This is a genomic window from Streptomyces triculaminicus (genome assembly GCF_017349075.1).
In the GTDB taxonomy this organism is placed as follows: Bacteria; Actinomycetota; Actinomycetes; order Streptomycetales; family Streptomycetaceae; genus Streptomyces; species Streptomyces triculaminicus.
Genome location: NZ_JAFMOF010000004.1, coordinates 726,544 through 740,363 on the forward strand (window position 1 = coordinate 726,544; position 13,820 = coordinate 740,363).

Here is a 13,820-nt window from a genome sequence, read left to right on the forward strand (position 1 = left end):
GGCCGTCGGCCGGGCGACGAGAGTCTGGCGACACCCCGCGGGTGATGGACGCGTCGGGCAAGGCGGTGCTACGAGTGCAGGGGACGACGAGAGAGGGCTGACCGCCATGGGAGATCCGGCAGCAGACGCACAGCACGGCCCCCAGAAGCCGGAACCGGTGGTACCGGGCCAACGGGTGGCGTTCGTACGCCGCATCGGCCTGTTCCAGGCCACGGCCATCAACATGAGCCAGATGTGCGGCATCGGCCCGTTCATCACCATCCCTCTGATGGTCGAGGTGTTCGGCGGCCCGCAGGCCGTCATCGGTTTCCTCGCGGGAGCCCTCGTGGCGCTGGCCGACGGGCTGGTCTGGGCCGAGCTCGGGGCGGCGATGCCGGGCGCGGGCGGCAGCTACGTCTACCTGAGACAGGCCTTCCAGTACCGCACCGGGAAGCTGATGCCCTTCCTGTTCGTCTGGACCGCCATGCTGTTCATCCCCCTCGCCATGGCCAGCGGCGTGTACGGCTTCGTCCAGTACCTCGGCTTCCTCTGGCCGGACATGACGCCGACTCAGGGCGACATGACGGGGCTGGCCCTGATCGTGCTGGTCGTCGCCCTGCTGTGGCGCCGGGTGGAGAACATCGCGCGCATCACCGCCGTGCTCTGGGGCGTGATGATCGTCTGCACCGCGCTGGTCATCATCGCCGCCTTCACCCACTTCGACGCGGACCTGGCCTTCACCTACCCCGACGGCGCCTTCGACCTCTCGAAGTCCACCTTCTGGATCGGCTTCGCCGCGGGCCTGACCATCGGCGTCTACGACTACGGCGGCTACGGGACCGCCGCCTACCTGGGAGCCGAGATCAAGAACCCCGGGCGCACCCTGCCCCGGGCCATCGTCTTCTCGATCCTCGGCATCATGGCCATCTACCTGCTGCTCCAGATCGGCATCCTGGGCGTGGTCGACTGGCACGAGATGCTGAAGACGGACTCGACGGCCTACACCGCGGTCGTCTCCGTCATGCTGGAGCGGACCTGGGGCGGCACGGCGGCCCGGATCATCACCGGGCTGATCCTCGTCACCACCTTCGCCTCGCTCTTCACCGGCCTCCTCGGCGGCTCCCGCGTGCCCCACGACGCCGCCCGGGAGAAAGTGTTCTTCCGCTCCTTCGCCACCCTCCACCCCCGGCACCGCTTCCCGGTGTGGCCCCTGCTGGCGATGGGGGTCATCGCCTGCGTCGGCTTCCTGATCGGCCGTCACAGCAGCCTGGCCGCGATCATCCAGCTGCTGATGGCGGTCATGGTGATCGTGCAGGCGCTGGCCCAGATCGCGGCCGTGACCGTGCTGCGCCGCCGCCAGCCGGGGCTGCGGCGCCCGTACCGCATGTGGCTGTACCCGCTGCCCAGCCTGGTGGCGCTGGCGGGCTGGCTCGTCATCTACGGCTACGCGGACGAGAGCTCACCGGGGCAGCACCCCATCGAGTGGTCGCTGGCCTGGGTCGGCGCGGGCTGTGTGGCGTTCGTGCTGTGGGCGGCGTACGAGAAGGTGTGGCCGTTCGGGCCGCGTGAGATCAGTGAGGAATACCTGCACGGCGCGGGGCGCGACGAACCGTCGGACATCGATCCCGACGGCGAGGCGGACCCCGGAGCCCGGGAGGCCACGCCCGCCTGACGGGGCGTCGGCCGCCCGGCCGCCTCCGGCCCGGGCTCCGCGGGCGGGTCCGAACGGTGATAAAACGGCACCCATGCCCTTGACCAGTGCCGCTCCACCGCCCACCCCCGCCGCCAAGCCGCGCAAGCTGCTGTGGCACCGCCTGATATTCGGGCTCTGGTACCGGCCCGTCGAGGTCCTCGACGAGGCCCGGGACCGGGGCGTGTGGGGCGCCGCCGCGTTCCTGTCCCTGCTGTGCGGGGCGCTGGGGACGCTGGCGAAGGACTCCTTCTGGGGGCAGTGGGACGTCAGTCCCGTGCTCGCGCTGGAGGCGATGGCGATCTGGTCGGTGGTGATGATGCTCGCCAGCCTGCTGCTGGGGACCGTCACCCACGCCATCGCGCGCCGGCTGGGCGGCAATGGTCGGTTCTCGCCGACCGCGAGCCTGTTCGTCGTCCTGTTCTGGACGAGCGACCTGCCCCGGCTGGCCCTCGACACCTGCCTGCCCGCGGGGTCGGTGCCGGTGCGGGCCGCGGCGTCGGTGACGGCGGCCTTCGGGTGCGCGCTCGCGGTCCTGCTGATACGCGGTCAGCACCATCTGCCGACCCACAGGGCCGTGGCGGCGGTGAGCATCCAGATGCTGGCGGCCGTCGCCCTGCTGAAGTTCCCGCCCGGCAGCGGCTGAGCCCGCGCGCACGGCGCCGGGATGGCGAAGGCCCGCCCGGTGCGACGGGGGATGCACACCGGGCGGGCTCGAGGACAGTTCTACCTCATCAACGGTGGGTTATGCACCAAAAACCTGTTCGGACCCGCGATTACCACCGGACGGGGAGCGAAATCAGGCCACGTGCACGAATCGCCGGACGCCACCTCAGCGCGTCCCTCGGAACGTCGAGTTCCATATTTTTGAAGCGCTCGAGCAGCGCCGCGAGGGCCGTCTCCGTCTCCATCCGGGCCAGCGGAGCACCCAGGCAGTAGTGGATGCCGTGGCCCAGCGCCAGGTGTCCCGAACGCTCCCGCCGCAGGTCGAGGCGGTCGGGGTCGGGGAAATGCCGGGGGTCGCGGTTGGCCGAGGCGATCGACAGCAGCACCGTCTCACCGGCCGGGACGCGCACGCCGCCGATCTCCATGTCCTCCAGCGGGAAGCGGCGGATCGCCAGCGGACTCGGCCCGTCCCACCGGCCGAGCTCCTCCACGGCCGCTCCGAGTCCGTCCGGATTCGCTCGCAGCTCGCTCAGCAGCCGGGGGTGGTCCAGCAGGGCGAGCACCGCGTTGGCGATGAGGTGGACGGTGTTCTCGTAGCCGGCGAACAGGATGAGGAACGCCAGCGACGTCAGCTCGTCCTCGGACAGCGCGTCCTCGCCGTCCCGCACCGCGATCAGGTCGGAGAGCAGGTCGTCGCCGGGCTCGGCGCGCTTGGCGCGGATCAGGCCGGTGAAGTAGCCCATCAGCCCGGCGACCGCCTCCTTCATCAGGTGCGGCCGCTCGCGGTCGGGAGTGATCAGCGCGTCCGTCCAGGCCCGGAAGTCCTGCCGGGCGTCGGGCGGGACGCCCAGGAGGTCGCAGATGACGATGATCGGCAGCGGCCCCGCGTAGCTCTCGAGCAGGTCCGTACGGCGCTCGTCGCCCGCCTCGACGGCGTCCAGCAGCTCGTCGGCGACCCGGCGCACCGGCACCCGGAGCCTGTCGACGCGGCCGGGGGTGAACGCCTTCACCACCAGGCCGCGCACCCGGGTGTGGTCGGGCGGGTCCATGTTGAGCAGGTTGGCGTCCAGCGCGGGCGGCAGCGAGAAGCCGCTGTAGTTGCCGGGCAGGGCGTGGCGCCGGTCCAGCGAGAGCCGGGGGTCGGCCAGCGCGCGGCGTACGTCGTCGTAGCGGGTCACCAGCCAGGCGGGCCGGCCGTCGGGGCCGGTGACGCGGTGCACGGGGCCGGCCTCGCGGAGCCGGGCGTAGGTGCCGTGCGGGTCTTCTATCAGCGCGGTGACGTCGATGGGCTGCATGGCATCCGACTCTAGAGGGCGGGCGGGTGACGGGGCGTTCGCACCGGTGTCGCCCGCGCGGGGTGTCCGCACTGGCGGCGCCGGAGCCGGGCAGATCCTCGATCTGTCCGGCTCCGGCGCCGGCCGGTGTCGCAGGCGGCCTTGACCCCCGTCCAGGGCCGCCTCGTCCGGTCCGCCGCGCGCCGTCAGGGACGGCGCGCCGCGGTGATCTCGCGTAGTTCGGTGAGCACGGCGTCGACCAGCGGGTGGTGGTAGACGTCCGCGACGCGTGCCAGGTGCTCGTGCTCCTCGGCCGGGTCGGCGCTGACGGTCATCACCACGTTGTCGGCGTGCGGTGCGGCCAGATGGCCGGTCTGCTGGTTGGCCAGGCCCCGGCGCAGGGCGGCGGCCTCGACCACGGCGGCCGTCCGGCGCTCGTCGAGCGCGGCGGCGGCCGCCTTCTCGCGGGCGATGTCCAGGGCGGAGGCCTCCACATGGCGCCGGACGCCGCGCTGGATGTCGCGGATCTCGGCCATCTGCCGGTTGGCCCGCCACTCCAGGTCGGCCAGGGGCCAGCGGGACGTCCAGCGGGAGGTCTCGATGGTGACCTCGGGGGCGTGGGCGGTGACCTCCTGCCACAGCGGGTCGAGGCGGCGCAGCCGGCGCCAGGCGGCCGCCCGGGGGCCGACGGCGGGCAGTGAGAACCCGAGCAGGACCAGCAGTGCGGCCACCGAGGCGCTCATCGGCGCCACGCCGTTGGAGAGCCAGTACACGTCCGTCCCGGACCAGCTCAGGACGAAGCCCACCAGCTTGCAGGCGCAGTAGACCAGGCCCAGCCAACAGCCCGCGGCGAGCGTGCGCAGGCCCTTGGCGAGCCAGGAGCGGCCCAGCTGGGCGGCGTAGCGCGGGCAGAGGTAGCCCAGGCCCGCGAGGCTGGTGCCGAAGATGGCCAGATACAGCACCAGGAAGGCGACGACTCCGGGCGCGTGGGCGTAGGCGGTGCTGAAGTCGCGGGGGTGTTCCACGGCGTCGGGGCGGCCGACGGCGAAGCACACGATCGCGGTGGTCCAGGCCACCGCCACGGCGGCCATCGCGTACCGCGAGCGCGCGGCCGCCCGGGCGCGGGCCGCCTCGTCGCCGTGGCTGGTCCAGCGCAGCAGCAGGACGGTCGCGCCGGAGGCGAACAGCACCACGGCGGAGTAGAGGAAGACCATGGCGAGGTTCGCCACACCCGTCAGCCGGTCGAACGCGCGGTAGACGCTGGGCGCGGAGAACAGGAAGACGACCGGGACGCCCGAGGTCATCAGGGCGGTCAGGCCCAGGTCGACGTTGTCGCGGTCGCGGAACCAGGCGCGGGCCTTGTAGCCCACGATGGCCCAGGTGACGGCGGAGAAGGTCAGGTAGAGGACGTCAAACACCGGTGGCGCCCCCTTCCCTCAGCCGCTGGCGTACGTGCTGCAGCGCGGGGCCCAGGGAGGCGGCGAGCTCGGCGGCCTGGCCCTCGAGCTCGGCCTCCTGGCCGGGCGGCGGCGGGACCACCTTCGCCATCAGCAGGGTGCCGAGGATCTCCGTCTCGCGCTCGGTGAGGTTGTCGTAGCAGTGGTGCCGGGCCAGGCCCATGGTCAGGCCCATGCGGCGCATGGCGGTCGCCACGTCGACGGAGGGCGTCCACACCTTGAGGGCGTCCTCGGTGACCGTGGGGTCCTGGTCGTGCCCCAGCAGCAGATGGCCGATCTCGTGCAGCACGATGTGCACCTGGTGCCAGGGGGAGGTCTTCTGCTCGTAGACGACCCAGTAGGCGTCGTCGGTGGTGGCGGTCATGCCGGAGACGACGCCGTCCAGGCTCATCGGCACCAGGTGGATGGGCCGGCCCACGCGGGCCGCGACGGCGTCGCACATGCCCTGCAGATCGGTGGACGCGGGCAGTGCGAGCTCCTGGATGAGCTGCTTGCACCGGCGCCGTATCCGCCCCACGCGCATGCTTGCACCGTCCTCGTCCTCGGTACGCCGCCAGTAAGTGAAGAGCCGGTCCTCCGCCGCGACGGTCACGGGCGCTCCTCACCTCCCGCACCGGGCGGGTCGGACGGAAGGTTCATCTGCTGCCGGAACTGCGAAATGATCGTGGTGAGGCTGTCCTGCACCTCCGGCGGGAGGCCCACCGAGCGCAGCGCGATGGCCCGCACGCGCTGGTCCCGCATGGCGACGAGGAAACGGACCTCCTCCTCCACCCGTTCCGCCTGCGAGTCCGACAGATCGCCCATCAGATAGCCGACGGGCACGGCGAAGAACTTCGCCAGCGCCCGCAGCACGTCCGGGCTGGGGTTCGCGCGCTTGCCGTTGCGCAGCATCGACAGGTACTGCTCGGTGAGGCCGACCTCGCCGTACTCCGCGCCGTTGCTGATCTCCTCGGCCACGTGCCCGTTGGTGTACGGCGCGCCCGGCGGGTGCATGTTCGCGAACAGGTAGTTGAGCCGCTGCGCGAGCGGGCTGCCCGCGTCACCTGCCGAACCCGGCCTGTCCCCCCCGACTGCCATCTGCCCCGTCCTTCGAGCGCGCCCTGTGGTGTCACACGGCTTAACGAACTCTCACGGCCAGTTAAGCTCGAATCCGGCCGCGAAGGCATCCTGTCATGGAGAAAGGCCGAGCACTAGTCCGTTGCTGGTAACAAGCACATGAAGGACTTAACCACCGGTTGAGCCGGCTGAGTCGGTCGAGCCGGTGGGCCTCAGTGCGGGCGCACGGTGATGTCCCGGCCCTGGTACAGGGTCCGCACCCGGGCCTCGCCGGAGACGCTGTTGACGACCGTGCTGTTGTCGACGCTCGTGTACACCGCCCTCGCCGACTCCTCCCACCGGCGGTACTCCGCCGCGAACGCCTCGTCCTGGAAGGCGCGCCCGAACAACAGCGCGGCCAGCGCCTGGTTCTGCGGCCCGCTGGCCGGGTCGAGCGGCAGCGCGGCCGCCGCGCCGTCCGCCTCCTGGCGGCCGCGCCCGAAGGCGCGCCGCGCGAGGTCGGCGAGCGACCCCCACGCCTGCCGTCCCGCTTCCGTACCCACCGACCCGGCGGCCGCCGTGACCGCCGTCGTGATCGCCTCGAGAGACAACGGATCGACCATCTGCCAACTCCCCACCCATGGACCGCACGGCCCGGACGCCACACTGCCGCCTCAGGCTATGGCACGCTCACCTCGTACGTCCCTGTCATGTCGTCCGCGCACCAGGGAGGAACCGTTCATGTGGTTCAAGAGGCTCAAGTGGTTCGCGCACAGATGGTTCGCGCACAGACCCACCGTCCTGCGCGGCGGTGTCCTCGTCCTTCTCGCCGGGCTCCTCACGGCGACCACCGTGGTCCCGGCCGCCTCGGCGGTGCCGGCCGCCGTGTCCGCCGACGCGTACTGGACCGCCGAGCGCATGCGGGCCGCGCTGCCCGCCGCCGGAACGATGCGGCGGAGCGCCTCCAAGCCGTCGTCCGATCCGGTGCCGCCCAGCCACCCCTTCGACGGCCTGCCCCAAGTGGGCACGTTCTTCTGGACCGACGGCCAGAACTCCGGCCGCTTCTGCGGCGGCTCGGTGGTCCGCAGCCCGCACCGCGACCTCGTCGTCAGCGCCGCGCACTGCCTGCGCTCGCCCGACCCGAAGAAGCACCTGTCGTTCGTGCCGCAGTACCACGACGGCCTCAAGCCCCACGGCGTCTTCCCCGTCGAGCTCATCTACATCGACCAGCGCTACTACGACCTCGGCACCGACGGCGGCGCGCGCTGGGACTTCGCCGTGGTCCGGCTCGGTGACCGCGCCGACGGAACGCCCGTGCAGCGCGCGGTCGGCGGCTTCGACCTGGCGGTCCGCCCGGGCTACGACCACGGGGACGTACGCCTGATCGGCTACCCGGGCAGCAGCGACGCCACCCACCCCAAGCCGCTCGACTGCCGCTCCTCCACCCACCGTTACACCAGCACCGACCCCAAGGCGCCGGGCGACTTCCTGGAGATCGCCTGCGCGGGCTACATCGGGGGCACCTCGGGCGGCCCGTTCCTGGTGCGCGGCCTGACCGGCTACCTGGTGATCGGCGTCATCGGCGGCTACCACACCGGCGGTGACACCCCGGACATCTCCTACAGCTCGTACTTCAACGACGACCTGCTCGACCTGTACCTGAGCGCCGTCGACGGCGACGACCCGGCCGGCCGCTGACACGGACACCGGCAGGACGAAGGCCGCATCCCGCGGTGCGGGATGCGGCCTTCTACGTCCTGTTACGTCCTGATGGGGCCGGCTAGCGGCGGTGCGGGTGCCGCGTCAGGGTGTAGCCGCCGACCGCCGCCAGCGCGCAGAGCACCGCGCCGCCCACGGTCCAGCCCCAGCGGCCCGACCACCAGCCGCCGTTCCAGCCGCCGTCCGGCTCGGCGACGGCCGCCGCGTGCAGCGGCGCGCCGAGCGCGCCGCCCTCGGCACGGGCCCCGCCCGCGTCCTCGGCGCCCACCCGCACCTCCGCCTTCACCGGAAGCCCGAGGTCCCGGTCGGGGACGTCGACGACGGTGAGACGGATGTAGTACGCCCCGGGGAGCGGGTCGTTGGCCCAGCGCTCGGACCACGGCCGTACGGTCCGCAGCGTGCAGCTGAGGGCCACCGTGGTGTCCTGCTCGGACGCCCGCGCGGTCCGGTCCCCGGTGGTGCACGCCTGGCGACGGCGCAGCCCGTCGAAGACGTCGAGCTGCCAGGTGGCGGCGCCGTGCCGCGCCGAGGCCTCGGGCAGGTTCACCGTCGCCTTGACGGTCGCCCGCTGCCCGGCGCCGGCCGGGAACTGCCAGTACAGGTAGTCACCCGTGGACGCGTCGGCCGTGGCCTTCTCGTCCTGCTTGATCGCCACCGCGGTACGGAAGGCGGTGCCGGCCTCGGTGGGCGCCTCGTCGTCGGCCGTGGCGGCCGACGCGGAGCCCATCAGGGCGGCGGCCGCCAGCGCGAGCGCGGTCAGCGCACGTGTCGTGCGTCGCATCAGTTCTCCCTCCACACCGCGACCCGCCAGCGGGCCAGCCAGCCCCACAGCAGTCCGGCGAGCAGCCCGGTCACACCCAGCACGGCCAGCAGGATCCAGCCCCGGCCCAGGCCGAACGCGGCCAGGTCGGAGGGGTTGTCGGGAGCCTTCACCACATCGACGGCCAGCTCGAGGGGAAGCCCCGGGTCGCGCTTGACGGAGGCGGGAGCCGAGAAGGAGTGGGAGACCTCGAGACAGACGGTCCTGGGCTCCTTGTCGTCCTCCTTCGCCTTCCACACCGGAAGCCTCAGCCCGGACGCCATCACGTCGGTACGCCCGCTGCCCGCGTCCGAACCGCGCACCAGCTCCTGCCCGCTCTCGCCCACCGCGCGCACCAGGACCCCGTAGTCCCGGTCCACCGCGCGGTCGGCGCCCACGCTCACGGACGCCCGCAGCTCCTGGCCCGGCTTCACCGTGACCCGGTACCAGCGGTGCTCGCCGAACGTCGCACGGTCCGTCCAGATCCCCGCGCCGATCCCGGGCGCCGTCGAGCACGCGTTCGCGCCCTGGACGGGCCTGGGCGTCTCGACGGGCGTGTCCGCCCGGCGCACCAGCTGCTTGATGCGGCCGGAGAGCTCCTTGGTGTGCCGCACGGTGGTGTACGTGCCACCGGTGGCCTCGGCGATGCAGCTGAGCTGCTCACGCGTCTTGTCGTCCTGGGTCAGGCCCAGCGTGTCGACCGTCAGGTGCGTGCCCTTGGCGGCCAGTTCCCGCGCCACGTCGCACGGGTCGGGCATCCCGCAGGAGTCCTCACCGTCGGTGATGAGCACGATCCGGCGCGTACCGCCGTCCGTCCCCAGGTCCTGGTCCGCGCCGCGCAGGGCGTACCCGATCGGCGTCCAGCCGGTCGGCCGCAGCGTGGCCACGGCCGTCTTGGCCTCGGTCCGGTCGACCTTCCCGACGGGGTAGAGCTGCTTGCTGTCCCGGCAGCCGGTCTCCTTGTCGTCGCCCGCGTAATTGGCGCCGAGGGTACGGATGCCGAGCCGGACGTTGTCCGGCACCGCGTCGATGACCTCGTTGAACGCCTGCTGCGCGGCCGCCATCCGCGACTGCCCGTCCACGTCCCGGGCCCGCATCGACCCGCTGACGTCCAGCACCAGCTCGACTTTCGGGGATTCCTTCGCCGGCCCGTCGGCGGCACCCGCCGGCACGACACCCGCGGCCAGGGCGGCGAGCAGGGCACAGGCCCCCACCGCCAGCCGTTTTGTGATGATCATCCGAGGATCCTAGTGATCCCGGGTGACGGACCCAAATGGCCGGAGCGGGCCTGCCCCGCTCCGGCCGGGCGTCCTGCCTACTCCCCGCCCTCCAGGTCGCCCTCCGTCTCGAGGAAGACCTGCCGCAGCGCCTCGAGGGTCTCGGCGTCCGGCTTGGCCCACATGCCGCGGCTCTCGGCCTCGAGGAGGCGTTCGGCGATGCCGTGCAGGGCCCAGGGGTTGGCCTCCTGGAGGAAGGCGCGGTTCTCCGGGTCCAGGGCGTAGGTCTGGGCGAGCTTGTCGTACATCCAGTCGGGGACGACGCCGGTGGTGGCGTCGTAGCCGAACAAGTAGTCCACGGTCGCCGCGAGTTCGAAGGCGCCCTTGTAGCCGTGGCGGCGCATGGCCTCGATCCAGCGCGGGTTGACCACGCGGGCGCGGAAGACGCGGGAGGTCTCCTCGACCAGGGTGCGGGTGCGGATCGTCTCGGGGCGGGTGGAGTCGCCGATGTACGCGGCGGGGGCGGTGCCCTTGAGGGCCTTGACGGTGGCGACCATGCCGCCGTGGTACTGGAAGTAGTCGTCGGAGTCGGCGATGTCGTGTTCGCGGGTGTCGGTGTTCTTGGCCGCGACCGCGATGCGCTTGTAGGCCGTCTCCATGTCCTCGCGGGCCGGGCGGCCCTCGAGGCCGCGGCCGTAGGCGTAGCCGCCCCAGACGGTGTAGACCTCGGCGAGGTCGGCGTCGGTGCGCCAGTCGCGGCTGTCGATGAGCTGGAGCAGGCCGGCGCCGTAGGTGCCGGGGCGGGAGCCGAAGATTCGGGTGGTGGCGCGGCGTTCGTCGCCGTGGGCGGCGAGGTCGGCCTGGGCGTGGGCCCGGACGTAGTTCTGCTCGGCGGGCTCGTCGAGCGAGGCCACCAGGCGCACGGCGTCGTCCAGGAGGCCGATGACGTGCGGGAACGCGTCGCGGAAGAAGCCGCTGATGCGCAGGGTGACGTCGATGCGGGGGCGGCCCAGTTCCTGGAGGGCGACGGGCTCGAGGCCCGTCACACGCCGCGACGCCTCGTCCCACACCGGGCGGACGCCCAGCAGGGCCAGCGCCTCCGCCACGTCGTCGCCGGCCGTACGCATGGCGCTGGTGCCCCACAGGGACAGGCCCACCGACTCGGGCCAGCCGCCCTCGTCGGTGCGGTAGCGCTCGAGCAGCGAGTCGGCGAGGGCCTGGCCGGTCTCCCAGGCGAGGCGGCTGGGGACGGCCTTGGGGTCGACGGAGTAGAAGTTGCGGCCCGTCGGAAGGACGTTGACCAGGCCGCGCAGCGGTGAGCCCGAAGGGCCTGCCGGGACGAAGCCGCCGGACAGGGCGTGGACGGCGTGGTCGAGTTCGGCCGTGGTGCCGGCCAGGCGGGGGACGACCTCGCGGGCGGCGAAGTCGAGGATCGCGGCGACCCCTTCGGGCTGCCCCTCGGCGACCTCGTTCACCGCCGCCGGGTCCCAGCCCGCCGCCTCCATGGCCTCCACCAGGGCGCGGGCCTCGGCCTCCGCCCCGTCCGCCGTCGTGCGCGTGGCCGCGGACTCGTCCAGGCCGAGTGCCTCGCGCAGGCCCGGCAGGGCCGTCGTGCCGCCCCAGATCTGGCGGGCGCGCAGGATCGACAGGACGAGGTTCACCCGCGCCTCGCCGGTGGGGGCGTCGCCCAGGACGTGCAGGCCGTCGCGGATCTGGGCGTCCTTGACCTCGCACAGCCAGCCGTCGACGTGCAGGAGGAAGTCGTCGAAGCCGTCGTCGTCCGGGCGCTCCTCCAGGCCGAGGTCGTGGTCGAGGCGGGCGGCCTGGATCAGGGTCCAGATCTGGGCGCGGATCGCCGGCAGCTTGGCCGGGTCCATGGCGGAGATCTGGGCGTACTCGTCGAGGTGCTGTTCCAGGCGCGTGATATCGCCGTAGGACTCGGCGCGGGCCATGGGCGGCACGAGGTGGTCGACGAGGGTGGCGTGGGCGCGGCGCTTGGCCTGGGTGCCCTCGCCGGGGTCGTTGACGAGGAAGGGGTAGACCAGCGGCAGGTCGCCGAGGGCGGCATCGGGGCCGCAGGCGGCGGACAGGCCGGCGTTCTTGCCGGGCAGCCACTCGAGGTTGCCGTGCTTGCCCAGGTGCACCATCGCGTCGGCGCCGAAGCCGCCGTCCTCGCGGGAGGCGGCGATCCAGCGGTATGCGGCGAGGTAGTGGTGGGAGGGCGGCAGGTCGGGGTCGTGGTAGATGGCGATGGGGTTCTCGCCGAAGCCGCGCGGCGGCTGGATGAGGATCAGCAGGTTGCCGCGACGGAGGGCCGCGAGGACGATGTCGCCGTCCGGGTCGCCCTCGGCAGTGCGGCTGCGGTCGAGGAACATCTCGCCGGGCGCCGGGCCCCAGTGCTCCTCGACGGCCTCGCGCAGCTCGGCGGGCAACTGGGCGTACCAGCGCTTGTAGTCGGCGGCCGGGATACGGACGGGGTTGCGGGCGAGCTGCTCCTCGGTGAGCCAGTCCTGGTCGTGGCCGCCGGCCTCGATGAGGGCGTAGATCAGCTCGTCGCCGTCGCCGGAGGCGAGGCCGGGCACGGCCTCGTCGCCGAAGTCGTAGCCCTCCTCGCGCAGTCGGCGCAGCAGGGCGACGGCACTGGCGGGGGTGTCGAGGCCGACGGCGTTGCCGATGCGGGAGTGCTTGGTGGGGTAGGCGGACAGGACGAGGGCGATCCGCTTGTCGGCCGCCGGGATGTGGCGCAGCCGGGCGTGGCGGACGGCGATGCCCGCCACGCGGGCGGCGCGCTCCATGTCGGCGACGTAGGCGGGCAGGCCGTCCTCGTCGACCTCCTTGAAGGAGAAGGGGACGGTGATGATGCGGCCGTCGAACTCGGGCACGGCGACCTGGGTGGCGGCGTCGAGCGGCGAGAGCCCCTCGTCGTTCTCCTCCCACGCGCTGCGCGGCCCGGTCAGGCACAGCGCCTGCAGGATCGGTACGTCGAGCGCGGCGAGGGCGCCGGCGTCCCAGGACTCGTCGTCGCCGCCGGCGGAGGCCTCGGCGGGGCGGGTGCCGCCGGCGGCGAGGACGGTGGTGACGATGGCGTCGGCGCCGCGCAGGGCGTCGATCAGTTCGGGTTCGGGGGCACGCAGGGAGGCGACGTACAGCGGCAGCGCGCGGCCTCCGGCGTCCTCGATCGCCCCGCACAGGGCCTCGACGAAGGCGGTGTTGCCGCTCATGTGGTGCGCACGGTAGTAGAGCACCGCGACGAGCGGGCCGCTCGCGCCAGGCTTGGGGGTGCGCTCCAGCTCGCCCCAGGCGGGGGCGGCGGCCGGGGGCTCGAAGCCGTGGCCCGTGAGCAGCACGGTGTCGGAGAGGAAACGGGCGAGCTGCTCGAGGTTGGCCGGGCCGCCGTGGGCGAGGTAGGCGTGCGCCTCGGCGGCGATGCCGACGGGGACGGTGGAGGCCTCCATCAGCTGGGCGTCGGGTGCCTGTTCGCCGGTGAGGACGACGACGGGCCGCGGGCCGGCGAGCAGCAGGTCCAGGCCCTCCTGCCAGGCGCGGAGGCCGCCGAGGAGGCGTACGACGACGAGGTCGGTGCCCTCCAGGAGCGCCGGGAGCTCGTCCAGCGCGAGCCGGGCGGGGTTGGCGAGCCGGTAGGACACCGGGCCGCCGGCCGCGCGGGCGCTGAGCAGGTCGGTGTCGGAGGTCGACAGGAGAAGGATCACGCGGCGCTCCCGAGTGCGAGTGCTTCGAGGGTCGCCCGGGGTGCGCGGCACCGGAACGTGCGCATGCTGCGGCTGGCCTTCCTCGGGGTCCGCGCCCCGGGCGGTGGGAAGACGGCGGGAGTTCCTGACTCGCCCGGCATCGCTGCCGTGCTCACAGTGGCGGGACCGTGCCGGAGTCTCACCGGCTTCCTCCCCTGTCGCCGTCTCTGGCGTCCGGCGGACCCATGGCTCCGCCGATGAGCCATAGTAGCGAGCGAAACCCCGATGACCAGCG

General features: G+C 72.8%; 11 protein-coding genes and 1 riboswitch. Of the genes, 3 read left to right on the forward strand and 8 right to left on the reverse strand.

The window, feature by feature from the left end; genetic code table 11:
- Window positions 1–106: 106 nt before the first annotated feature.
- The gene (locus J1792_RS26830; protein ID WP_207248367.1) at window positions 107–1,651 is read left to right on the forward strand and encodes an APC family permease; all 1,545 of its coding nucleotides are present in this window, start codon (window positions 107–109) and stop codon (window positions 1,649–1,651) included.
- A gap of 73 nt (window positions 1,652–1,724) precedes the next feature.
- Window positions 1,725–2,315: a YIP1 family protein gene (locus tag J1792_RS26835; RefSeq protein ID WP_086569578.1), complete on the forward strand. Its 591-nt coding sequence runs from the start codon at window positions 1,725–1,727 to the stop codon at window positions 2,313–2,315.
- 130 nt (window positions 2,316–2,445) lie between these two features.
- Here the strand turns inward: J1792_RS26835 and J1792_RS26840 are convergent, their stop codons facing one another.
- The 5 genes from J1792_RS26840 to J1792_RS26860 form a co-directional block, all read right to left on the reverse strand.
- Entirely contained in the window at window positions 2,446–3,630 is a 1,185-nt protein-coding gene (locus J1792_RS26840; RefSeq protein WP_207248368.1) for a cytochrome P450 family protein, read from the reverse strand.
- A gap of 185 nt (window positions 3,631–3,815) precedes the next feature.
- Window positions 3,816–5,027 carry an MAB_1171c family putative transporter gene (locus tag J1792_RS26845; protein WP_086569582.1) on the reverse strand — a complete coding sequence of 404 codons (1,212 nt, stop codon included), beginning with the start codon at window positions 5,025–5,027 and terminating at the stop codon, window positions 3,816–3,818.
- Entirely contained in the window at window positions 5,020–5,658 is a 639-nt protein-coding gene (locus J1792_RS26850; RefSeq protein ID WP_086569584.1) for a hypothetical protein, read from the reverse strand. The genes J1792_RS26845 and J1792_RS26850 overlap by 8 nt, the downstream gene beginning before the upstream one ends.
- A complete protein-coding gene (locus J1792_RS26855; protein ID WP_086569586.1) occupies window positions 5,655–6,143 on the reverse strand; it encodes a helix-turn-helix domain-containing protein in 489 nt (162 codons plus the stop codon). Before J1792_RS26855 ends, J1792_RS26850 begins: the two co-directional genes overlap by 4 nt.
- Window positions 6,144–6,334: 191 nt before the next feature.
- Entirely contained in the window at window positions 6,335–6,724 is a 390-nt protein-coding gene (locus J1792_RS26860; RefSeq protein WP_207248369.1) for a hypothetical protein, read from the reverse strand.
- 118 nt (window positions 6,725–6,842) lie between these two features.
- On the opposite strand from J1792_RS26860, the gene J1792_RS26865 reads away from it, so the two are divergent.
- Window positions 6,843–7,799, forward strand: coding sequence for a trypsin-like serine peptidase (locus tag J1792_RS26865; protein WP_207248370.1), 957 nt, complete (start codon window positions 6,843–6,845; stop codon window positions 7,797–7,799).
- 82 nt (window positions 7,800–7,881) lie between these two features.
- Here the strand turns inward: J1792_RS26865 and J1792_RS26870 are convergent, their stop codons facing one another.
- From J1792_RS26870 to cobN, 3 genes are all read right to left on the reverse strand, one after another.
- Entirely contained in the window at window positions 7,882–8,601 is a 720-nt protein-coding gene (locus J1792_RS26870; RefSeq protein WP_086574700.1) for a hypothetical protein, read from the reverse strand.
- A complete protein-coding gene (locus J1792_RS26875; protein ID WP_086574698.1) occupies window positions 8,601–9,857 on the reverse strand; it encodes a VWA domain-containing protein in 1,257 nt (418 codons plus the stop codon). The genes J1792_RS26870 and J1792_RS26875 overlap by 1 nt, the downstream gene beginning before the upstream one ends.
- A 77-nt stretch (window positions 9,858–9,934) precedes the next feature.
- Entirely contained in the window at window positions 9,935–13,546 is a 3,612-nt protein-coding gene (gene cobN, locus J1792_RS26880; RefSeq protein ID WP_086574696.1) for a cobaltochelatase subunit CobN, read from the reverse strand.
- A 118-nt stretch (window positions 13,547–13,664) separates the two neighbouring features.
- Window positions 13,665–13,738, reverse strand: a riboswitch (cobalamin riboswitch).
- Between the last annotated feature and the right edge of the window lie 82 nt (window positions 13,739–13,820).

Excerpts from the sequence above, each read along its gene's own strand:
- J1792_RS26830 (WP_207248367.1), top strand. The coding sequence starts at position 107 with ATGGGAGATCCGGCAGCAGACGCACAGCACGGCCCCCAGAAGCCGGAA.
- J1792_RS26835 (WP_086569578.1), top strand. The coding sequence starts at position 1,725 with ATGCCCTTGACCAGTGCCGCTCCACCGCCCACCCCCGCCGCCAAGCCG.
- J1792_RS26840 (WP_207248368.1), bottom strand. The coding sequence starts at position 3,630 with ATGCAGCCCATCGACGTCACCGCGCTGATAGAAGACCCGCACGGCACC.
- J1792_RS26855 (WP_086569586.1), bottom strand. The coding sequence starts at position 6,143 with ATGGCAGTCGGGGGGGACAGGCCGGGTTCGGCAGGTGACGCGGGCAGC.
- J1792_RS26860 (WP_207248369.1), bottom strand. The coding sequence starts at position 6,724 with ATGGTCGATCCGTTGTCTCTCGAGGCGATCACGACGGCGGTCACGGCG.
- J1792_RS26865 (WP_207248370.1), top strand. The coding sequence starts at position 6,843 with ATGTGGTTCAAGAGGCTCAAGTGGTTCGCGCACAGATGGTTCGCGCAC.
- J1792_RS26870 (WP_086574700.1), bottom strand. The coding sequence starts at position 8,601 with ATGCGACGCACGACACGTGCGCTGACCGCGCTCGCGCTGGCGGCCGCC.
- J1792_RS26875 (WP_086574698.1), bottom strand. The coding sequence starts at position 9,857 with ATGATCATCACAAAACGGCTGGCGGTGGGGGCCTGTGCCCTGCTCGCC.